We start from the raw sequence: 20,693 nt of genomic DNA, 5'->3' as shown, positions 1-20,693 counted from the left end.
GGCACCACCCCTGAAGTCGAACGGTGTTGCGGACCTTACTGCTGCGGTCCTCCGAAGCCACCGGGCGGCGTGCCCGGCGAGCCGAACTGGCCCGGCTGCGGCATGAAGCTGGTCTGCTGCGGCGGCTGCCCCGGCTGGGCGGGCTGCTGCGGCTGCTGACCGAACTGCTGCTGACCGAACTGCTGCGGCGCCTGCTGCTGGGGAGCGTGCTGCTGCGGGTGCTGCCCCTGCTGCGGGAAGGCACCCGACTGCGGGTTCCAGCCACCGGGCTGGCCCGGCTGGCCGCCGTACGGGTTCGCGGGCTTCGGCTCGAACTTGACGATGCCCTCCGCGAGCAGGAAGGCCAGCACGATCGCCGCGGTCTCGAGCAGCGCGACGATGAGCAGGACGATGTCGAGTCCCTGCACCGACGGCGACTTGATGATGCCCTGCAGCTGCAGCAGCGTCTGCACAGCGGCCAGTACCGCACCGACCGGGACGAAGCCCTTCGGAACGCTCGGCAGCACCGAGAGACCGGCGAGCATGCCCGCGGCGAGCAGGTACGTGACGTTGCCGCTCACGTCGTCGGCGAACGCGACGAGGTACGCGACGAGGCCGAGACCCGCCGCGACCAGCGGGAGGATCAAGCCCAGGTTGATGTTGTTGGCGCCGGGGGCGCCAGGGGCCTGATGCGGTGCCTGGTGCTGTGCCGGACCCGGCGGCTGCTGTTGGGGTGCGCCGTAAGGCACGGACATGTCGAGGTCTCCTCCTCCAACCAGGGTTGCGTCGGACGACGCTAGCCGATGCTTTGCTCAGACGATGACCGGATCATGCCGGTTCCGCCAGACGAGCGAGGGCCGGACTCCGAAAGTACTCCGGAATCCGGCCCTGGGGTTGCTCAAACCACGTGATCAGAGGTTCTGCATGATCTCGCGCATCAGCGCGGCGGTCTCGGACGGCGTCTTGCCGACCTTGACGCCGGCGGCCTCGAGGGCCTCCTTCTTCGCCTGCGCGGTGCCCGCCGAGCCGGAGACGATGGCGCCGGCGTGGCCCATGGTCTTGCCCTCGGGGGCGGTGAAGCCCGCGACGTAGCCGACGACCGGCTTGGTCACGTTCTCCTTGATGTACGCCGCGGCGCGCTCCTCGGCGTCGCCGCCGATCTCACCGATCATCACGATCGCGACGGTCTCGTCGTCGGCCTGGAAGGCCTCGAGCGCGTCGATGTGCGTGGTGCCGATGATCGGGTCGCCACCGATGCCGATCGCGGTGGAGAAGCCGAAGTCCCGCAGCTCGTACATCATCTGGTAGGTCAGCGTGCCGGACTTCGACACCAGACCGATCTTGCCGCTGCCCGCGATGTTCGCGGGGATGATGCCGGCGTTCGACTTGCCGGGGCTGATGATGCCGGGGCAGTTCGGGCCGATGATGCGGGTCTTGTTGCCGGTCGCGACGGCGTGCGCCCAGAAGTAGGCGGTGTCGTGCACCGGGATGCCCTCGGTGATGACGACGGCCAGCTCGATCTCGGCGTCGATCGCCTCGACCACGGCGGCCTTCGAGAAGGCCGGCGGGACGAAGATCACGGTCACGTTCGCGCCGGTGGCCTCCATGGCCTCCTTGACGGTGCCGAAGACCGGGAGGACGGTGCCGTCGAAGTCGACCTTCTCGCCCGCCTTGCGCGGGTTCACGCCACCGACGATGTTCGTGCCGGACGCGAGCATGCGCTTGGTGTGCTTGGTGCCCTCGGCACCGGTCATGCCCTGGACGATGACCTTGCTGTTCTCGTTGAGGAAGATAGCCATCGTTCTCAGACCCCCGCAGCCGCGAGCTCGGCGGCCTTCGCGGCCGCGTTGTCCATCGTGTCGACAACGGTCACCAGCGGGTGGTTGGCCTCGGCGAGAATGCGGCGGCCCTCCTCCACGTTGTTGCCGTCGAGACGGACGACGAGCGGCTTGGTGGCCTCGTCGCCGAGGATTTCCAGCGCCTTCACGATGCCGTTGGCGACGGCGTCGCACGCGGTGATGCCACCGAAGACGTTGACGAACACCGAGCGGACGGCCTCGTCGTGGAGGATGACGTCCAGGCCGTTCGCCATGACCTCGGCGGACGCGCCACCGCCGATGTCGAGGAAGTTCGCGGGCTTCACGCCGTACTGCTCACCGGCGTACGCCACGACGTCCAAAGTGGACATCACGAGACCGGCGCCGTTGCCGATGATGCCGACCTCGCCGTCGAGCTTGACGTAGTTGAGGCCCTTCTCCTTGGCCTTCGCCTCGAGCGGGTTCTCAGCCTGCTTGTCGACCAGCTCGGCGTGGGCCGGGTGGCGGAAGTCGGCGTTCTCGTCGAGCGTGACCTTGCCGTCGAGCGCGACGATCTTGTCCTGCGGGTCGCGGACCAGCGGGTTGACCTCGACGAGCGTGGCGTCCTCCGCGACGAAGGTCTCCCACAGCTTGACGATCACGTCGATGACCTGGTCCTTGACCTCGGCCGGGAAGTTCGCCGCGTCGGCGATCTCCTTGGCCTTGGCCGCGTCGACACCCTTGATGGCGTCGATGTGGATCTTCGCGAGGGCCTCGGGCTTGGTGGCCGCGACCTCCTCGATGTCCATGCCGCCCTCAACGCTCGCCATGGCGAGGAAGGTGCGGTTGGCACGGTCGAGCAGGAAGGAGAAGTAGTACTCCTCGGCGATGTCGGAGGCGGGCGTCACCAGCACGCGGTGAACGATGTGCCCCTTGATGTCCAGGCCGAGGATGGCGGTCGCCTTCTCCTCGGTCTCCTCGGGGGTGGAAGCGAGCTTCACACCACCGGCCTTGCCGCGGCCGCCGGTCTTGACCTGGGCCTTGACGACAACAGCCTGGCCGAACTTCGCGGCGATGGCCTTGGCGTCAGCGGGGTTGGTGGCCACATCGCCCGGCAGTACCGGGACGCCGTGGGCGGCGAAGAGGTCCTTCGCCTGGTACTCGTACAGGTCCACTCGGGTCTCCTGCGACGTCGGTGTCGGAACACCGCGCCTGGGTGGTCCTCAAGGGGCCAAGCGAACCCACTTGACGCGGCTGGGCCCAGACACTATCGAGCTGCGGCTACCGCTCGCACGCCACCACCGGTGAGGTCGGTCTCAACGGCGGTGAGGTCGATCACGCGTGCGCGCGCGTATAGAGGAGAAAGCGTGCGCGGCGCCACGTTTAGCGCGTCGCGCGAGCACCCATCAAGCCCGCCGCGACGACCAATGCGGTCACGGACGCCAGCGCCAGCCACGTGCCGGGCCCGGCCACGGCACCCTCGACGCGGTCGCCGGTCAGCGGCAGCTCCAGCGCGCGCACGCCGACCAACAGCACCGCGCCCGCGAGCACCGCGGCTCCGCGAGCGGGCCTCGACCGCAGTGCCACCACGAGCCCGATGCCCAAGAAGACGAGAGAAATGAGCAGCGCCCACGACACCGCGGGATCGGCGTCCGGCACCAGCGTCGGAGCCGCGTAGCCGGCGGAGCGCACGGTCGGCAGCGCGAAGGCACCCGCCGCGAAGAGCCCTGCCAGCAGGACCGCGCCGAGCTCGGTCATCGGCAGCTCCTGCCGCCTTCCCGGTTCGGTGTTCTCCCGTTCGACGGCGCCGGCGAGGCCCGCGCAGATCAACGCGAGCAGGCCGAGCGGGAACTCGGCGACCATCAGCCAGAAGCCTGCACCTGGCTGCGCGATACCCGCCTGGCTGGCGGCCACCACGGGCTGGGTCGCGCCCGCGGCGGCGAGCTGCATCGCGAAATAGCCGAGGAACAGAGCCGGGCGCACCGCAGCGGCGATGGACGGCACGAGCAGCGCCAGACCGAGCACGCCGAACGCGAGACCGGCAGGCCAGAGGAGCTTCGCGGACGCCAGCTCCGGAGCCTCGCCACCCGTCGTGAGCTCGAGCTGCGGCACGACCGCGCCGATGAGCATGAAGACGGCGGCGATCACGCTGAGCAGACCTGATGCCGTGTGCATGCGGCGGATCGACGGCAGTGCGAGGTCGCGCGTGTCGTCGCGCTTGCCGCGCAGCAGCCGCACCAGCCTGGCGAGCAGCGGCAGGGCCGGCAGTACCAGCGCGGCCAGCAACGCGAGCACCGGTCCCGCCGAGATGCCCAGACCGGAGACGACCGTGCCCGCCACCAGCCACGGCAGCACGACGCCGAGCAGGGCGAGCGACACACCGAGCACCCCGCCCTGACGGGTGTCCGGGTCGGGCGAACTGGCCGCGAGCGCGGTGGCGAGCGGCGCGGCGAGCGCCACCAGCAGCCCGCCGGTCAGCCCCAGCACCGGCAAGTCCCACGGCCCGCGGTCGAGCTGGAAGGGGTCCGACGAGGTGAACGGCTTGCCCAGCAGGCCGACGGTCGCCCAGGCGGCGGTGATCACGTGCAGCGCCACGAGGCCGGCGGGCTCGGACTCGTCCGCGGGCATGCCGGCGCGACCGGCTGCCAGCAGGCCACCCGCGATCACCAGCACGTGCCCGGCCAGCAGCACCCACAACCCGGCTGACGGGGTGACCGCGATGAGGGTCGTCGGCCGGAACAGCTCCGGCCGCGCCACGGACATCGGGGCGAACACCAGCTGGAGGTCGCTCAGCAGCCGGCCGAAGGCGAACACGCCCACCGCGGCGATCAGCCCCGCCGCCACGAACGGCCTGCCGCGCATCAGGAGCACGCCCGCGACGACCGGCGGCAACAGCGCCAGCAGAGCGAGCAGCGGCCACGACGTGTAGGCGGGCTCCGCACCGTCGACCACGCCGAGCAGCGGGCCGACGGCGAGGAGGAGACCGCCCGCCGCGGCGAGCGCCCACGAGGTGCGCAGCCGAGCGGCGGCCGGGGTCTGGTTCTCGAGCTGGGTTCGAGTCATCGCGGGCGAACCTAGCAAGACCCGTGGTGGGTTCCGTGTCACCGCTCTACACCAGTTGAGACGAAATTCGTTCGCATGTGGAAAAGATGCGCCGGATACTCCTTGCCGGTGAGTTCATCACTTACCGTCGCTCATATGAGCGACACCGGCCGGTCGTGGATGACGCGTCTGACTGACGCCGTTCTCGATCGGGCCGTCTGGGGTGCGCACACCGCACGGGACGTCGCCGAAGAGGTCAAGGTCGCGTTGCGCGCCATGGCCACCCCCGGCGGAATGCGCGGCGTCGCGATGGAAACGGCCTGGTTGACGGCCCACGCCGTGCTCTACCCCTGGGGCGCGATCACCGAACAGCTGCGCACGGACGGCCAGTTCCGGCACTACCGCACCGACGGCCTGCCACCCCGCCAGCGCGGGCTGATGGTTTCGGCGATGGACGCGGCGGGCACCCCGATCGTGTTGGTGCACGGCATCGGGGACAACCGCTCCGCCTTCGCGGTGCTGTCGGGGGCGCTGCGAAGGCGGGGCTTCGGGGTGGTGCACGCCGTCAACTACAGCGTGCTGACGGCGTTGACGGGGGATGTCCGCCGGTCGGCCGCCCTCCTCGGAGCGCACATCGAGCGGATCTGCGAACAGACCGGCGCGGATCAGGTGCATGTCGTCGGCCATTCGCTCGGCGGTCTCATCGCCAGGTACTACGTACAACGGCTGCACGGCGACTCACGCGTTCGCACTCTCGTAACACTCGGAACGCCGCACAGCGGCACGCTCGCCGCCTATCTGCTGCCGACGCCGCTGACCAAGCAGCTGCGCCCCGGTTCCGAGCTCCTCTCCGAACTCGCCGAGCCGTGCCGGCCGTGCCGCACGCGCTTCGTCGTCGTGTGGTCGGAGATGGATCAGATCATCATCCCTCAGCGCAACGCCCGGCTGGAGCACTCCTCATTACTCGTCGAGGAGCACCAGATACGTGATTCAGGTCACCTTTCTTTGCCGGTTGACACGAGGACTCTTCACGTAGTTGTGACGGCCATCACCCGATCGGATGACTCTGCGGGTCACCCCATCGCCGCTGGCGGCGAGGCGTGTCGGCCGCCTGAAGTGACCGACGGTCACAGTTGACAGTTGAAACCTCCTGGTTGCCGCCTGTTCGGACGACATAACGAACTGGGGTTTGCCCTCCGAGGCTCCCCGCCGTTACTGTCCCCCGGTCCGTTGTCACGGTCTGATCACAGAAGGACACCGAGTCAGAACCCCGAAATCTGGCTCCCCGGGAATCCCCCGCCCGGCAGTCCACAGATCAGGCTCCCCGAAGGCGGAAGGGCAAGCTTTGAGTCACCACCGCTCCCCCGGCGGCCATGAACGCAGTGCTGCGCTTGACGAGGCGGTCGACCGCGCCTCCACGCGCACGGTCAGCTCCCACCGGCTCCCCCCGCCACCGTCGGCGCTTCGCGGACGAATCGTCGTCGCCGCCGTCGCAGTAGGTGCTTTCGCCGCAGCAGGCGCAGGTCAGACCCTGCAGGCCGCTGCGGACGACAGCAAGGACGTCCAGCTCACGAACCACGCGGACGGCGCAGCCACGTTCGACGGCATGGGCGGCGACACCGCCTCCGCCCCGCAGATCCTCGCGGTCTCCAAGACCACCTCCGAAGGCTCCGCCGAAGCTGCGAAGATGCTGCGCAGCCAGCAGATGACCGCGCAGCGCGAGGCCGCGGAGGCCGAGAAGAAGCGTCCGAAGTTCTTCCGCCCCGCCGCCGGTGACTTCACCTCCGGCTACGGCGGCCGCTGGGGCACCATGCACCTCGGCATCGACATCGCCGGCCCCATCGGCACCCCGATCCTCTCCGTCGCCGACGGCGTCGTGATCGAGTCCGGCCCCGCTTCCGGCTTCGGCCTCTGGGTCCGCGTCCAGCACGCCGACGGCACCATCACCGTCTACGGCCACATCGACTCGTCCAACGTTCGCGAAGGACAGCAGGTCAAGGCCGGTCAGCAGATCGCCCGGATGGGTAACCGCGGGTTCTCCACCGGACCTCACCTGCACTTCGAGGTGTGGAACCCCGGTGGGCAGAAGGTCAACCCTCTTACCTGGTTGAACGCTCGCGGCGTCACCGTCTGATTCGGGATCTGCTGAACTACGGCTCAGTAGCTTTCTCGCGGGTTGGCGTGTCGTGTCCGCCGGTCCTGGACGGCTGGAGGCTGTTCGGCGCCTCAGGAGGCCCAGGAGCCTCACCAGTCGCTGTCGACGACGGTGTCGGGTGGCTGTAACGGGACTCGAGGGGCGCTGTAGCGGCTCGGGTTTCCAGGCGCCGCTGTGGCGAGCTGGTTCAGGCGTCGCCGTGGCGGATCTCGTGGCTGATGAAGTAAGCCGTTGCCACTCGCCAGACTGAGCACATGTGTTTTCGCCATCGGGGGCCGCAGGCCTTGCAGGCGCCGGTGTCGGTTGGTTCGTGGAGAGACAGCAGGGTGCGCCAGGCTGCGATCAGCCTTGCTGTCGTTGGGGATTCCAGCTGGGCGAGACTTGCGAACACGCGTTCGCGCAGCAGGCTTGCCAGTACGTGATCCATTTGGAGCGCTCCCGCGGGGTTTGGTCCTCACGCGGTCGATGATGCTCCGGGGGTCTGACAATTTTTGGCGACTGAGCCGGTGCTGTGGCCTGCGATGGGCCTTGCAGCGGCTTGAGCTGGGTGTTCACCCGATGCGGTTGGGCTGGTTTTGCAGTGCGGCCGGACCGCTCTCCCGTTCGGTCCGGCCGCACCTCGCTGCGAAGTTAGGCCCCCGCCGTCACTTCGCTCCCCTTGTCAGCAGGCTGCTCTCCTTGCCCTGGACCGCCCCGAACGTTCCTTGGCTGTGCTGCTTGCGACACCCACATAGACGTACGAGGTGGCTCGTCGTTGCGCTGCTTTTCAGAGTTTCTGTGAGATTTCTGTGCGGTTGGGGTTGGTGCAGGTCAGGTGGGGTTGTTGGGAGCGCGTGGGGTGCGTAGGTCGTCCCCCGGTTGGGTTGGCGTGTTCCTGTTTGGTGTCCGTAGGTGGGCGCGTTGGGTGCTCATGTGGCGGTTGCGCGGGTTTCCTGGGCCCCGCCAATTGATCAAAGACCCACCAGCGCCACGCGCAGGTAGATGGCACGCCTGTTGCGTTGGGCGGCTTGCGGTTGCGTAGGTGGGTTGCGTTTGCGTGGGGCGCGCCCCGTCACGAGCCGTACCGGAGCGAGCCACACCAGAGGGGTCAACGATCGGGCACGACTCGTGACGGGACCCACCCCACGGCAGCCCGCGTTGCAAAAGCAGCTCGGCTTCGCCATCGCGTTCGGCTCGTCTTCGCGAGAGGGAAGGAGAGAGGGAGGACTGGGGTTAGAGCTTGGTCATCGGGACGCTGCCGATCAGCATCAGGCGGACTGTTCCTGAGCCGCCGAAGTCGATCGTTGCGGTTGCTCGCAGCCCCGCGCCGTCCACTGCCACCACTCGGCCCAGGCCGTACTTGTCGTGGGTTACGCGGTCGCCCACCTCCAGCTTGAGGGCCGGGGCGTCCTTCCAGCCCGCCTTGCCGGGGGCTGGGCGGGTCAGGCCTCGGGAGGCTATGCCGCCTGAGGCTGAGCGGCCCCAGGTTGTGGCTGCGGCTGGGGCTGAGCGGGACGGCTCCACGCGGCGCCAGTCGATCAGCTCTTGGGGGATTTCGCCGAGGAAGCGCGAGGCCGGGTTGGCTGAGGGCTGGCCCCAGGCTGAGCGGACCAGGGCCCTGGAGAGGTAGAGGCGGCGCTGGGCTCGGGTGATGCCCACGTAGGCGAGGCGGCGTTCTTCTGCCAGTTCGGCTGGGTCGCCCAGGGCTCGCATGTGGGGGAAGACGCCGTCTTCCCAGCCCGTGGAGAAGACGACCGGGTATTCGAGGCCCTTGGCCGTGTGGATGGTCATCAGGGTGACCACGCCGTCGGATTCGGCGTCTGGGATCGAGTCGGCGTCGGCTACCAGAGAGACTCGTTCCAGGAAGGCCGGGAGGGACGGGACCGGCTCCGCGCCTTCTGGGAGTTCCAGTTCGGTGAACTCCCGGGCCACGGTGACCAGCTCGTTGAGGTTTTCGATCCTCGTGTGGTCCTGGGGGTCCTCGCTGGCCTCCAGTTCGGCTCGGTAGCCGGTCCTTTCCAGGAGGGCTTCGAGGATGTCGGCCACGTCGTCCTCGCGCTCGACCATCTCGCCCAGCTGGTCCATCAGCTCCACGAAGCCGGCGATTGCGTTGCGGGAGCGCGGGTTCAGCATGGGGACTCGGTCGTGCACGGCCTCGCGGAGGGCGGCGGCGAAGCTGATGCGCTCGCGTTCTGCGTAGGCGGCGACGCAGGCTTCTGCTCGGTCGCCGATGCCGCGTTTGGGGACGTTGAGGATGCGGCGGAGGGAGACCGTGTCTTCCGGGTTGGCGAGGGTTCGGAGGTAGGCGAGGGCGTCTCGGACCTCGCGGCGCTCGTAGAAGCGGACGCCGCCCACCACTCGGTAGGGGAGGCCCAGGCGGATGAAGATTTCCTCGAAGACTCGCGACTGGTTGTTGGTGCGGTAGAAGACGGCGATCTCGGAGTTGTTGACCTCTCCGCCGTCGACCAGGCGGTCGATCTCGTTGGCGACGAAGGCTGCTTCGTCGTGTTCGTTGTCGGCCACGTAGCCGACGATCTTCTCGCCCTCGCCGAGGTCGCTCCAGAGGGTTTTGTCCCGGCGGTTCGGGTTGCGGGAGATGACCGCGTTGGCGGCGGTCAGGATGTTCTGGGTGGAGCGGTAGTTCTGCTCCAGCAGGATCGTGGTGGCGTCCGGGTAGTCGCGCTCGAACTCCACGATGTTGCGGATCGTGGCGCCGCGGAAGGCGTAGATCGACTGGTCGGCGTCGCCCACCACGCACAGTTCGGCCGGGGGGATCTCGCCGCCCGCCTTGCCGACCAGCTCGCGCACCAGGGTGTACTGGGCGTGGTTGGTGTCCTGGTACTCGTCCACCAGGACGTGGCGGAAGCGGCGGCGGTAGTGCTCGGCCACGTCCGGGAAGGTCTGGAGGAGTTCGACGGTGCGCATGATGAGGTCGTCGAAGTCGAGCGAGTTCGACTCGCGCAGGCGGCGCTGGTAGACCGTGTAGACCTCGGCCACCCGGCGTTCCAGGTCGTTGGTGGCCTGGGCGGTGGCGGTCTCCGGGTCGATGAGCTCGTTCTTGAGGTTCGAGATGTGCACGGCGAGGGTGCGGGCCGCGTACTTCTTCGGGTCGAGGTCGAGGTCCCTCGCGACGAGCGTGATGAGGCGGCGCGTGTCGTCGCTGTCGTAGATCGAGAAGTTCGACGACATGCCCAGGGTCTTCGCCTCGCGGCGCATGACGCGGACGCACATCGAGTGGAACGTCGACACCCACATCGAGCGGGCGCGGGCGCCCACCATGTCGGCGACGCGCTCCTTCATCTCCGCGGCGGCCTTGTTCGTGAACGTGATGGCCATGATCTGGCCGGGATGCACGTCGCGTTCCGCCAGCAGGTAGGCGATCCGCCTGGTGAGGACGCGCGTCTTGCCGGAGCCGGCGCCCGCCACCACGAGCAGGGGTGAGCCGGCGTGCTCGACGGCACGGCGCTGCGCGGGGTTCAGGTCGTCGAGCAGGTGGCCCGCGCGGGAAACGGGGGGACTTGAGGGCAAGTCGAACAAGGCGCTCATCGTCCATCCACGGTACCGGGCGGCACCGACAAAACAGGTACCACCCGACCATCTGTTCGATGAGGTGTGCGCTGAGGTGCCGGTTCCCACCTGGTGAGCCCGTTCACCGCGCGGACTTGGCTACGGGTGCCGGTTCTGTGCAACACTGAATCCGTGCGCGCGACGTTCTTCGAGTTTTTCTACGGGATCCGGACTCCGGCTCCCGTGGTCGTCCAGCGCTGAAAAAGCCACCACGAAGCCCCGGAGTCCTCGGACCCCGGGGCTTCGTTGCTTCCGGGGCCAGGACGCGAAGAGTCGAGAGGTCACAAAGATGGACACCACCACTACCGCACCCGACATCGACGAGCTGCGCCAGGAGATCGACCACCTGGACGCCGAGATACTGCGGCTCATCCAGCGCCGCGTCGAGGTTTCCAAGATCATCGGTGCGGCGCGGATGGCGGCCGGCGGGACGAAGATCGTGCACAACCGCGAGATCGACGTCCTCAACCGCTACAAGTCGCTCGGTCCTGAGGGCAAGGACCTCGCGCTGATCCTGCTCAAGATGGGCCGCGGCCCGCTCGGCAGGTAGGGAGCTTCCGGCCCGGCGTCACAGGACGCCGGGCCAAAAAGGCCTCAGGGCCGCGCGAACGCGTTCGAAGTCCGCGTCCACGAGCTGGGAGTCGTCCGGCACGTAGGCCAGCGGGTCCTCCAGCAACGGCTCCGGCAGCCGCAGCAGGCCCTCCACCAGCGAGTGCAGGCACAGCGCGGAGTACCCGCGCAGGTAGCCGCCCTCCTGGGTGAGCACGACGCGTGGCCCGAACGACGCCACCCGGCGCCCGATCTCGCGGTAGCCGGCGGCCGTCAGGTTGTGCCGGCCGTTGGGGTCGAACGCCGACCCGTCGAACCCGGACGCGCACACCAGCAGGTCCGGCGCGAACTCGCGCAGCAGCGGGAAAGCGATCTCGTCGAGCGCGCGCAGGTACGCCGTGTCGCCCGCGCCCAGTGACAGCTCGATGTTCACGTTCCGGCCGTCGGCACCCACCTCCGACGGCGCGCCCGTCTGCGGGTGGTTGGTGCCCCACGAGCCGTGGCGCATGTGCACCGAGATGGTCAGCACGTCCGGACGGTCGTAGAAGACCTCCTGCGTGCCGTTGCCGTGGTGCACGTCCCAGTCCAGCACGGCAACCCGCATTCCTTGGCGCCGCGCGGTTTCCGCCACCAGTGCCGCGTTGTTCACGAAGCAGTAGCCGTCCGCCATGCCCGGCTGCGCGTGGTGTCCCGGCGGTCGTACGAGCGCGTAGGCCAGCGGTGCGCCGGACTCCAGTGCCGCCAGTGACGTTCCCGCCGCCGCGCACGCCGCACCCCACGTCTCGGGTCCTACGACCGTGTTCACTTCCAGCGCCACACGCGTGGACACGCGCAACGAGTCCACGTACGAGGCGGAGTGCACGCGCAGAAGCTCGTCAACGGACGCATGGCGTCCCTCGTGCCACTTCAGGTGCGGAGCCACCGGACCGTGCGTCAACGCGTGCCGGAACGTGCGCAGCCGCGCCGCGTTCTCCGGGTGCGGTTCGGCGACGTCCAGCCACGGCCAGGAGCCCGGCAGCTCCCACAGGCCCTCACCGGCGTCGTGCTCGAGACAGTCGTCGTGCCAGAACATGTCCACCCGAACCGGATATCAGGGCGATCACGGATGGTCCACCGGAAAAATCTGGAGGCACACTGGAGACATGGGCATCATCGCCGTACTGATCGCCATCGCAGGCCTGCTCGCCGCCTTGGCGCATGACGCATACCTGGCCATGCTCGGTTCGGCCGCCAACAAGAAAGGGCTCGCGGGCGCGCCCGTCGCGCAGTTCGTCCGCACCCGCTGGAAGACCGCGATCCTGGCGACCGCGGGCGCGGCGATCGGCCTGCTCATCACCGGCGGCGATTCGTTCGGTGCCGACCTGGTCGGCGCGCTTGTCGCGGGCGGCAGCGGTCTGGTCGCCATCAACGGCGTGCAGAAGACGCACAAGCAGCTGAACAGCGGTCAGGCCCAACTGCCACCCCGGTGAGTGCAAGAGCCCGGCGCTCGGTTCACACAATCGAGTGTCACTCGTCCTGAAACCCCCCTTTTGGTTGGTCCGGTACCTCCGGACGGCCCTACGCTGATTGCGTCGCAGAGGGGTGTCGGGGATGGACGTACAGCCGGGCAAACATCGTCTCGACGACGGTGTCGCGCCACCACGGCGCCCCGTCGTCGGTGGCGACCGCATCCCGCTGCCCCGCGGCCGCCAGATCGACCCGCTGCAGGACACCGACGGGCTGCGCAAGTTCAACATCGGCCTGGTGCCCGCCTCGGTCACGCCGCCGCGCACCTGGAAGCGCGCGGCCTGGTTCGCCGTCGTCTCGTCGGTGCTCGTGCTGGTCGGCCTGAGCGTCGCCGCCGCCAAGCTGGTCGGCGGTGGCGGTGAGGTCGAGACGATCGGCCTGCCCGGCTACCCCTCGGACGTGCCACTGATCTCCACGCTGCCCACCGACGGCACGAGCCCGTCGGCCACCAACGGCACCAAGCCGTCCGCTGCGAACACCGGCAGGGGTGCTCCAGTGCCGGGCACCGGTGTCAGCGGCGAGCAGGGCACTGGTGTCAGCGGCGAGCCGGGCACAGGAGGCCGGGGATCGGCCACCAACACCAAGCCGTCCGGGCCGGTGCCGCCCGTGATCACGACGGTGCCGGTCTCGAACGCGCCGGTCGTCGACGGCTCCACTATCGCCCAGCAGACCGAGCACTTCTACCGGGAGATGACGACGAACGCGGACACCGCGCTCGCCATGACCACGGACACGGTGCGCTCGAACGCCGGCGCGTTGCTGGAGGGCCGGCTCGCCGACATCTCGCTGATCGAGGTGAAGGAGATCGTCGTCGACCCGAGCAAGGGCCTCACCGTCAGCCTGCTGCAGGTGACGAAGAAGGACGGCTCGGTCAGCACCGAGAAGCGCGAGCTGAGCTTCACGCTGGGCGACCTGCCGCTGATCAACGGTGAACGGTTGAAGCTCGGCGGCTGAACCGGCTAAAGGTCACGGCCCGAGTTACCGACCGTAGTAAGTAGCACCATCGAGCGAATCCCCGGCACCGCTGAACGCCACGGACGGATGAAGTCCACCAAGATGCTGGCGTCGTCACGCGTAGCCACGGTACGTCTTCTGGTGACCACGGAAAGTACGGAGGACCAGGCCAGTGCAGCGTCCCGCGACGACCGGGCGGAGGCACACCCGCGCCGGCTCGATCAGCGTGGCAGAGCTGATCAAGCAGCAGCCGAGCCCGATGCGCATCCCGTCGAACGAGGAAGCCGCCACCGACGCTCTCGTCACATCACTGCTCGGTCCGACCGAGAACATGACCGCGACCACGGTCACGATCCCCGTCGTCTCCGGCCGTCGCCGGCGCATCAGGCGGAGCCGTGCTGCCAAGGCCGCCGGCCTGCTGACCGGCGCGATCGTGCTCGTCTCCTCCGTCGCGGGCGCGGCGATCCTCGCGAGCAAGCGGCCGGCGAACTACGGCATCCCGGTCTCCGAACGACCCGTCGCGCTGTCCGGCGCGAGCGCGTTGCGTCCCGACATCCTCTCGGCCCAGCTTCCGAACGAGCACACGCCGCTGCAGACCGCCGCCGACACCCCGATGCCGCAGCCGTCCGCTCTTCTGCTGAACATGCCGGAACCGACCACTCCCGAGGTCTCGACCGGCCCTCAGCCGCAGGTGGACGTGGTGAAGCGGTTCTACGAGCTGCTCACGACCAAGCCCAACTCCGCGGCCAAGCTGCTGTCGCCCGACCTGGTCGGCGCCAACCCCAAGGAGTTCGTCGAGTCCTGGGGGATGATCAAGACCGTCAACGTCGACCAGACGTCGCTCCGGCCGGACGGATCGGTGCTCGCGGTCGTCTCCATGCAGGAGCTCGACGGCAGCTGGCTGCGCATCGAACAGCTCTTCTGGCTGACCGACACGACCCAGCCGCGGATCATCGGCACCGAGGTCCTTTCGGCGCAACGGAGCTAGGCCGCACCCGATTGATATCGCCGTTCGCAGTCGAACGGTGACCGCTCGTCGCGGAAACCTAGTTCAGATCGTGAAAATTCCCCCGAAGGGGTTACATCTCGGGTCACGATTCGGTATCCATGTTCCCGCCAGTGCGCAGACGCGAACTTGGAAGGGTGAACGAGCGGTGTCGATTGAGGACCATCGTCGGCGGCTGAACGGTTCGGCTGAGTCGACCGGCCAGCTGTCCGTCGCCGAGCTGATCGCCCGCCGCGAGGCGGAGACCGTGGAGTTCCCGGTGATCACCGACGACATCACCCCCGAAGCGTTCGAGCCGACGATCAAGTTCAAGTCGGTCAAGGCACCGGGCAGCAAGCCCAAGAAGCAGCCCATGAAGGAGCTGCACATCACGGAGCTGCTGCGCCGCGAGGGGCGCACCGACGACACGCAGCGCGGCGGGTTCACCGTCGGCAAGCTGGCCGCCGCGGCCAGCGGTGGCGTGGTCCTCTGCGGTTCGGTCGCCTTCGCCGCCTCGTCGTGGCTGTCCCCGACCGACGAGCGCCCGCTCGCCGAGGTGCGGTTCGACGAGCGCGCCCAGGCCCGCGGCGCGAGCGCCGGCACCGAGGGTGTCGTGAAGCTGCCGTCGAACAAGACGCCGCAGGAAGACGCCGCCCAGCCCGAGCAGGCCGACCCGACGACGAACCCGACCACCCGCGTCGCCCCGTACGTCCAGCAGCAACCGCAGCGCCCGAAGCAGCAGACCCCGCAGACCCAGCAGCCCACCCCCGAGGCGCCGCCGGCCAGCACGCCCCCGTCGTCCACGCCGCAGACCACGCCGGGCCTGAGCACGCCGCCGTCGAGCGAATCGCCCGCTCCGCCGCCGAGCTCCTCCGCGAACCCGCCGAGCAGCACGCCGCCCAGCTCGTCGAACCCGCTGCCCACGCCGTCCAACCCGGTCGACGTCAGCGTGGACCTCGGGCTGCTGGACCCCGTCCTGAACACCGTTGGCGACACCGTGGGCGGCTTCGACTTCTTCGCCCCGGCGAACTGAGGCACAACCGGTAGCTCAGCGACCGCCCACGGCAGGGGTACCCTGTGCGGGCAAATCCGGACGACCGCTGACTACCGCACGAGGAGCACGAGCGTGGGACCTGCTGCCACCGCAGTCTCCCCATCGCCGCGCGGCCAGGTGATCGCGTGACGACGTCCGACGCCACCGACGGCCGGCTGGTCGCCGACCGCTACCGCTTCCTCGACCGCATCGGCTCCGGCGCGATGGGCATCGTCTGGCGCGCCCACGACGAACGCCTCGGCCGTGAGGTCGCGATCAAGCAGCTGCTCCTCGCGCCCGGCCTGGACGAGGCCGAGCAGGACGAGGCCATCCAGCGCGCCATGCGCGAGGGCCGGATCGCCGCCAAGCTGCATCACCCGAACGCCATCGCCGTGTACGACGTCGTCGAGGAAGACGGCGTCCCGTGCCTGGTCATGGAGTACCTGCCGTCCTACAGCCTCGCCGACGCGCTGGCCGAGGGCGGGCCGATGGACCCGATCGAGGTCGCCCACATCGGCGCCCAGTGCGCGGCGGCACTCGCCGCGGCGCACGCGGCGGGCATCGTGCACCGCGACATCAAGCCGGGCAACGTCCTGATCGCCGAGAACGGCGTCGTCAAGATCACCGACTTCGGCATCTCGCGCGCCTCGGACGACATCACGGTCACCAAGACCGGCCTGATCGCCGGCACGCCCGCGTACCTCGCGCCGGAGATCGCGCGGGGCCAGGACCCGACGCCGGCCTCCGACGTCTACTCGCTCGGTTCGACGCTGTTCGCCGCGATGGAGGGCGAGCCGCCCTATGGAGTGAGCGAGAACACTCTCGGTGTTCTGCACGCCGTCGCGGCCGGGCGGATCAACCCGCCGACCGTCGACCACCCGCTCGCCGACACGCTGCTGTACCTGCTGAACTACGAGCCGGACGACCGGCCGACGATGCCCCAGGCGCGCGAGCTGCTCAACGCGGTAGCGCACGGGCGTTCGCCGTCGTTCAGCGGCCTGCCTGTGCCCATCGGTCCTGATCCGACTACGGTCGTGGAGCCCGACCGCACCAGGGTCGTGCCGGTGGCCCGCACCGCACCTGCTCGCACCGCACCGCCGACGGTTCCTGCGGCAGGCAAGCAGCAGGACAACCGGCCGCTGGTGATCGCGGCGATCGTTCTGGCGTTGTTGCTGGTCATCGGTGGCCTGATGGTCGCACTGGGCGTGTTCAACAAAGAAGAGAAGACGCCGTCCGCGCCTCCGGCCTCGTCGTCTCAGGTGACACCGACGACAACTTCTGTCGCAGAGGTGACGACCACCACGCCCGAGGCAACGACAACGCGCGAAACGACGTCTAGCACTACGACGACTACAACTACGACCACCACGACGACTACAACGACGACGACTACAACGCCGCCGCCGCCGTCAAGCACGACGACTACGACAACCACCACGACGCCGCCTGTGGTCAAGCCGACCACCTGAGCGCGTCGTGTCGTAGATATCTCGTAAGGTGGGTACCCGCACCGTTGGGGTGATCTGAACCCGATGGTGTGACGAGCCGTTGAACAGAGAGCTAAGTGACCGCACAGCGGGGAGCAACTGTGACCGACGATGGCCGATTGGTCGCTGGTCGCTACCGATTGAGCCAGCGGATCGGTAGCGGCGCCATGGGCGTCGTCTGGACGGCACACGACGAACGTCTGCACCGCACCGTCGCGGTCAAGCAACTGCTCCTGCAGCCCGGACTCGCCGAAGCCGACACGGACGAGGCGAAGAGACGGGCCATGCGGGAGGGCCGCATCGCGGCACGCCTGCAGCACCCGCACGCGGTCGCTGTCTACGACGTGGCCGAGGACGACGGCCAGCCGTGGCTCGTGATGGAGTACCTGCCGTCCAAGAGCCTCTCCGCGGTGCTCTCGGAGCGCGGCACGCTCCCGCCGCGTGACGTGGCCTCGATCGGCATGCAGGTCGCCTCCGCGCTGGCCGCCGCGCACAACGCGGGCATCGTGCACCGCGACATCAAGCCCGGCAACGTGCTGCTCGGCGACGACGGCACGGTCAAGATCACCGACTTCGGCATCTCCCGCGCGACCGGTGACGTCACCGTCACCGCGACGGGCATGCTCGCCGGCACCCCTGCCTACCTCGCTCCTGAGGTCGCCAAGGGCTACGACCCCGGCTCGCCGTCGGACGTCTTCTCGCTCGGCTCGACGCTGTACGCCGCGATCGAGGGCGAGCCGCCGTTCGGCCTGAGCGAGAACACCATCGCGCTGCTGCACAAGGTCGCCTCCGGCAAGGTCAACCCGCCGCGCAACGCCGGCCCGCTGACCGCGCTGCTGATGCGCCTGCTGCGCGCGGAGCCGGAAGACCGCCCGACCATGGCGGAGGCCCGCGACGCGCTCGCAGCCGTCGCGAACGGCCAGGCCGCTCCCGCCTTCACCCCGGCCGTGGTCGCCCCGACGCACCCGCCGTCGTGGCGTGGTGCCCCGGTGCAGCAGCAGCCGCAGCAACAGGCCGCCACGCGGGCGCTCACGCCCCAGCAACCGCCTCACCCCGCAGCGACCCGTGTGGACCTGCACACGCCCCCGCGCGCCGTGCCCTCGCAGCAGCCGCCGTCGAACCACCGCCCGGCAGCCGCGCCCCAGTACTCGCAGCGCCCGAAGCAGACGCCGCTGTCGTCGGCGAAGAGCAAGAAGTCGACCGTCTACACGGCGCTCGCCATCGTGGCGGCGGCGGTGATCGGCATCATGTTCGCGAGCATGATCTCGAACAACGACAACAAGACCCCCGGCAACGACCAGGCCGGCGGCAACACGAAGGTCCAGCAGACGCAGGACACCTCGAAGCCGTCGACGCCGCCCAAGTCATCGGGCAAGGCTGGTCAGTGGACGACCCAGCCGGGCCCCGAGGACATGCGCGGCTTCCTGAACGACTACTTCAGCACCGCGCCGAGCTCGCCGGAAGAAGCCTGGAAGTTCGGCAACGCCAACTTCCAGGGCAGCTACCCCGGTGGTTACAGCGGATTCCAGACCTTCTGGTCGGGGATCAAGGAAGCCAAGGTCCTCAACGCGACCGAAAAAGAAGGCTTCTACTGGGAAGTCGACGTCGAGTACACCAAGAAGAGCGGCGGCACGACCACGGAACGGCGCGGTATCTCGTTCCAGTGGGCCAGCCCGAACTTCCTGCTGCACAGCGACAAGTCGCTCGGCGGGGTCTAGGCCGGGGCGGTGTCTACGGGGTTGCACCTTCCGTAGCGGCATGTGGTCCAGTGGACTCACGTCCCGATGCCTTTAGGGAAGGTCCCTGCTCGTGCATTCGTCCTTCATGCCACCCCGTCAGGTCAAGATCGGTGACGCGGCGGCCTTCGCCGGCACCACGCCGCGGGCGGTTCGCCATTACCACGAGATCGGCCTGCTCCCCGAGCCCGAGCGGGGCGGTGATGACCGCCGCCGCTACGGGTACGAGGACATGATCCGCCTGCTGTGGATTCGCAAGATGGCCGACGCCGGGATCGCCCTGGACGACATCCGTGACGCCTTCACCACCGCCGGTGCGGACAGCGGAGACGGTGTCGCGGGCATCCTGGAGCGGTTGGAGGACACCCTCGCCGAGCAGGAAGCGGAACTGCGGCGGCAACGGACCGCCGTGCAGCGGATGCGCACCGAAGGCAGCCGGATGGGCCTGCTCTCCGACTTCGTCACCGAACGCCTCAAGAGCCTGCCGGAAGGCTCCCTGCGTCAGGCGGACCTGGACACTCTGCTGGTCACCGAGCGGATCTTCGGTCCGCTCGGCGCGGCCGTCCAGGCCACCCGCTTCGTCGTCCTGGCCACGCATCCCGCTCTGCGGGAGGAATCCGACCGCATCGATGCCGCCGAGGAGGCACTCGACGACAGCGTCGCCGTCGATGATCCACGGGTAGCTCAAGTGGCCGTCGAGCGGCACGCCTTCGAAAACGCCCTGCACGCCGTCATCGAGGAGTCCGGCGCGGATGAGGCCGACGATGCACTCTTCGACGCCTGGGACGCTTTGCACCCTGCTACCGCCGATGACGGTTCTGGCAGACGGGAGGCCGGCTCCATGAGCGCGTTCGAAGCCATCGGCAAGATGCCCTACGACTTTTCCCCGGCCCGCCTGCGCTGCATGGAACTGGCTGCAGAGCTGTCCGCCCAGGACTCACCCGCTGCCCAGAACACGCCCTAGGGGTGTTCTGAGCCCGGTCAGGAGGCCCGTGCGGCCTTCTCCAGGGCTTCGGCCAGCGCCACCACGGCGGGGTTCGACGCTGCTTCCTCGCGGTACACGACGTGAATGTGCCGCACCGGCTCTGGATTGCGCACCTTGCGCAGCACGACGCCCGGATGCGCATACCCCAGGCCCAGCCGGGGAATGATCGTGACACCGAGCCCGGCAGCCACGAATCCCTGTGCGGTCGCGTAGTCGTCGCTTTCCACGACGACCTTCGGCGCGAATCCCGCGCCGGCGCACGCGTTCACCACCAGGTCCTTGCACGGCCCCGTGGCGCCGAAGTCAGCGAAGATCCACGGCTCCTCCGCGAGCTCGCCCAGGTCGATCACGCGCTTGCGGGACAGCGCGTGGCCGCGGGGCAGCACGGCGAAGAACGGGTCGGCGAGCAGGTGCCGGGCGACCACGCCCTCGGGAGCGGGCTCGTCGGGTTCCAGCACGGTGATCGCGACGTCGGCACGGCCGGCGGCGAGCTCCTCGAACGGGTCGGTCGGCTCGGTGAGCTTCAGGTCCAGCTCGACGCCGGAGCGTTCGGCGCGGAACTGGGCCACCGCGGGCGGCACGAGCGCCGCTCCCGCCGTGGCGAAGTAGCGGACGCGCAGGATCCCGGCACAGCCCTGGCGCAACGCCGTCAGCGCGCTCTCGGCCTCGGCGAGCTGCTCGGCCACGCGCGCGGCGTGCTCGGTCAGCAGCCGGCCGGCGGCGGTCGGGCGGACCCCGCGGCCCACCCGCTCCAGCAGCGGCAGGCCCGCCTGCTTCTCCAGGCCCGCGACCTGCTGCGAGATGGCGGACGGGGTGTAGCCGAGGTTCGTCGCCGCCGCGGTGATGGAACCCGAGGTCACGACCGCCCTGAGCACCTGCATGCGTCGCACGTCCAGCATCCCTCAACCTTACAGCTCTGCTTAAAGGTTATGCACAACAA

Annotated in this window: 18 protein-coding genes; 10 read left to right on the top strand and 8 right to left on the bottom strand. The window is 69.0% G+C overall.

The window, feature by feature from the left end; genetic code table 11:
• Positions 1–35 precede the first annotated feature (35 nt).
• The 4 genes from ABFX45_RS29555 to ABFX45_RS29540 form a co-directional block, all read right to left on the bottom strand.
• On the bottom strand, positions 36–734 hold the full coding sequence (locus ABFX45_RS29555; protein ID WP_109639045.1) for a DUF5336 domain-containing protein: 699 nt from the start codon (positions 732–734) through the stop codon (positions 36–38).
• Positions 735–890: 156 nt separating this feature from the next.
• Positions 891–1,778 (bottom strand): succinate--CoA ligase subunit alpha, encoded by an 888-nt coding sequence (gene sucD / locus ABFX45_RS29550; protein ID WP_109639044.1) that lies wholly within the window; start codon positions 1,776–1,778, stop codon positions 891–893.
• 5 nt (positions 1,779–1,783) lie between these two features.
• The gene (gene sucC, locus ABFX45_RS29545; RefSeq protein WP_109639043.1) at positions 1,784–2,950 is read right to left on the bottom strand and encodes an ADP-forming succinate--CoA ligase subunit beta; all 1,167 of its coding nucleotides are present in this window, start codon (positions 2,948–2,950) and stop codon (positions 1,784–1,786) included.
• Between the two features lie 208 nt (positions 2,951–3,158).
• Positions 3,159–4,838, bottom strand: a complete 1,680-nt coding sequence (locus ABFX45_RS29540) for a hypothetical protein (protein WP_346133424.1) — start codon at positions 4,836–4,838, stop codon at positions 3,159–3,161.
• A 135-nt stretch (positions 4,839–4,973) separates the two neighbouring features.
• On the opposite strand from ABFX45_RS29540, the gene ABFX45_RS29535 reads away from it, so the two are divergent.
• Both ABFX45_RS29535 and ABFX45_RS29530 read left to right on the top strand, forming a co-directional pair.
• Positions 4,974–5,954, top strand: coding sequence for an esterase/lipase family protein (locus ABFX45_RS29535; protein ID WP_346133422.1), 981 nt, complete (start codon positions 4,974–4,976; stop codon positions 5,952–5,954).
• Positions 5,955–6,162: 208 nt separating this feature from the next.
• The gene (locus ABFX45_RS29530; RefSeq protein ID WP_109639041.1) at positions 6,163–6,951 is read left to right on the top strand and encodes a M23 family metallopeptidase; all 789 of its coding nucleotides are present in this window, start codon (positions 6,163–6,165) and stop codon (positions 6,949–6,951) included.
• 208 nt (positions 6,952–7,159) lie between these two features.
• On the opposite strand, the gene ABFX45_RS29525 is transcribed toward ABFX45_RS29530, so the two are convergent.
• Positions 7,160–7,399 carry a hypothetical protein gene (locus ABFX45_RS29525; protein ID WP_146231699.1) on the bottom strand — a complete coding sequence of 80 codons (240 nt, stop codon included), beginning with the start codon at positions 7,397–7,399 and terminating at the stop codon, positions 7,160–7,162.
• Between the two features lie 785 nt (positions 7,400–8,184).
• The gene (gene pcrA / locus ABFX45_RS29520) at positions 8,185–10,497 is read right to left on the bottom strand and encodes a DNA helicase PcrA (RefSeq protein WP_346133420.1); all 2,313 of its coding nucleotides are present in this window, start codon (positions 10,495–10,497) and stop codon (positions 8,185–8,187) included.
• Between the two features lie 145 nt (positions 10,498–10,642).
• On the opposite strand from pcrA, the gene ABFX45_RS29515 reads away from it, so the two are divergent.
• Positions 10,643–11,068, top strand: a complete 426-nt coding sequence (locus ABFX45_RS29515) for a chorismate mutase (RefSeq protein WP_346133464.1) — start codon at positions 10,643–10,645, stop codon at positions 11,066–11,068.
• Between the two features lie 18 nt (positions 11,069–11,086).
• On the opposite strand, the gene ABFX45_RS29510 is transcribed toward ABFX45_RS29515, so the two are convergent.
• Positions 11,087–12,139, bottom strand: a complete 1,053-nt coding sequence (locus ABFX45_RS29510; protein ID WP_346133462.1) for an arginase family protein — start codon at positions 12,137–12,139, stop codon at positions 11,087–11,089.
• 70 nt (positions 12,140–12,209) lie between these two features.
• On the opposite strand from ABFX45_RS29510, the gene ABFX45_RS29505 reads away from it, so the two are divergent.
• The 7 genes from ABFX45_RS29505 to ABFX45_RS29475 all read left to right on the top strand — a co-directional run bounded on the left by ABFX45_RS29505 (position 12,210) and on the right by ABFX45_RS29475 (position 19,732).
• Entirely contained in the window at positions 12,210–12,536 is a 327-nt protein-coding gene (locus tag ABFX45_RS29505; RefSeq protein ID WP_109639038.1) for a hypothetical protein, read from the top strand.
• 121 nt (positions 12,537–12,657) lie between these two features.
• Positions 12,658–13,527: a hypothetical protein gene (locus ABFX45_RS29500; protein WP_109639037.1), complete on the top strand. Its 870-nt coding sequence runs from the start codon at positions 12,658–12,660 to the stop codon at positions 13,525–13,527.
• A gap of 172 nt (positions 13,528–13,699) precedes the next feature.
• Entirely contained in the window at positions 13,700–14,515 is an 816-nt protein-coding gene (locus ABFX45_RS29495) for a hypothetical protein (RefSeq protein WP_109639036.1), read from the top strand.
• 166 nt (positions 14,516–14,681) lie between these two features.
• Positions 14,682–15,545: a hypothetical protein gene (locus tag ABFX45_RS29490; protein ID WP_346133417.1), complete on the top strand. Its 864-nt coding sequence runs from the start codon at positions 14,682–14,684 to the stop codon at positions 15,543–15,545.
• Positions 15,546–15,691: 146 nt separating this feature from the next.
• On the top strand, positions 15,692–17,014 hold the full coding sequence (locus ABFX45_RS29485; RefSeq protein ID WP_346133415.1) for a serine/threonine-protein kinase: 1,323 nt from the start codon (positions 15,692–15,694) through the stop codon (positions 17,012–17,014).
• A 119-nt stretch (positions 17,015–17,133) separates the two neighbouring features.
• A complete protein-coding gene (locus ABFX45_RS29480) occupies positions 17,134–18,750 on the top strand; it encodes a serine/threonine-protein kinase (protein WP_346133413.1) in 1,617 nt (538 codons plus the stop codon).
• Positions 18,751–18,841: 91 nt separating this feature from the next.
• A complete protein-coding gene (locus tag ABFX45_RS29475; protein WP_346133411.1) occupies positions 18,842–19,732 on the top strand; it encodes a MerR family transcriptional regulator in 891 nt (296 codons plus the stop codon).
• A 17-nt stretch (positions 19,733–19,749) separates the two neighbouring features.
• Here the strand turns inward: ABFX45_RS29475 and ABFX45_RS29470 are convergent, their stop codons facing one another.
• Entirely contained in the window at positions 19,750–20,652 is a 903-nt protein-coding gene (locus ABFX45_RS29470) for a LysR family transcriptional regulator (RefSeq protein ID WP_112226798.1), read from the bottom strand.
• Between the last annotated feature and the right edge of the window lie 41 nt (positions 20,653–20,693).

The sequence above is a fragment of the Lentzea roselyniae genome (genome assembly GCF_039537795.1).
Taxonomy (GTDB): Bacteria; Actinomycetota; Actinomycetes; order Mycobacteriales; family Pseudonocardiaceae; genus Lentzea; species Lentzea atacamensis.
This window is presented reverse-complemented; position numbering and strand designations above follow the sequence as displayed.

Bases quoted from the DNA above. Each gene is read 5' to 3' on its own strand.
- ABFX45_RS29505 (WP_109639038.1), top strand. From the start codon at position 12,210: ATGGGCATCATCGCCGTACTGATCGCCATCGCAGGCCTGCTCGCCGCC.
- ABFX45_RS29470 (WP_112226798.1), bottom strand. From the start codon at position 20,652: ATGCTGGACGTGCGACGCATGCAGGTGCTCAGGGCGGTCGTGACCTCG.
- ABFX45_RS29540 (WP_346133424.1), bottom strand. From the start codon at position 4,838: ATGACTCGAACCCAGCTCGAGAACCAGACCCCGGCCGCCGCTCGGCTG.
- ABFX45_RS29555 (WP_109639045.1), bottom strand. From the start codon at position 734: ATGTCCGTGCCTTACGGCGCACCCCAACAGCAGCCGCCGGGTCCGGCA.
- pcrA (WP_346133420.1), bottom strand. From the start codon at position 10,497: ATGAGCGCCTTGTTCGACTTGCCCTCAAGTCCCCCCGTTTCCCGCGCG.
- ABFX45_RS29525 (WP_146231699.1), bottom strand. From the start codon at position 7,399: ATGGATCACGTACTGGCAAGCCTGCTGCGCGAACGCGTGTTCGCAAGT.
- ABFX45_RS29510 (WP_346133462.1), bottom strand. From the start codon at position 12,139: ATGTTCTGGCACGACGACTGTCTCGAGCACGACGCCGGTGAGGGCCTG.
- sucD (WP_109639044.1), bottom strand. From the start codon at position 1,778: ATGGCTATCTTCCTCAACGAGAACAGCAAGGTCATCGTCCAGGGCATG.
- ABFX45_RS29535 (WP_346133422.1), top strand. From the start codon at position 4,974: ATGAGCGACACCGGCCGGTCGTGGATGACGCGTCTGACTGACGCCGTT.
- ABFX45_RS29500 (WP_109639037.1), top strand. From the start codon at position 12,658: ATGGACGTACAGCCGGGCAAACATCGTCTCGACGACGGTGTCGCGCCA.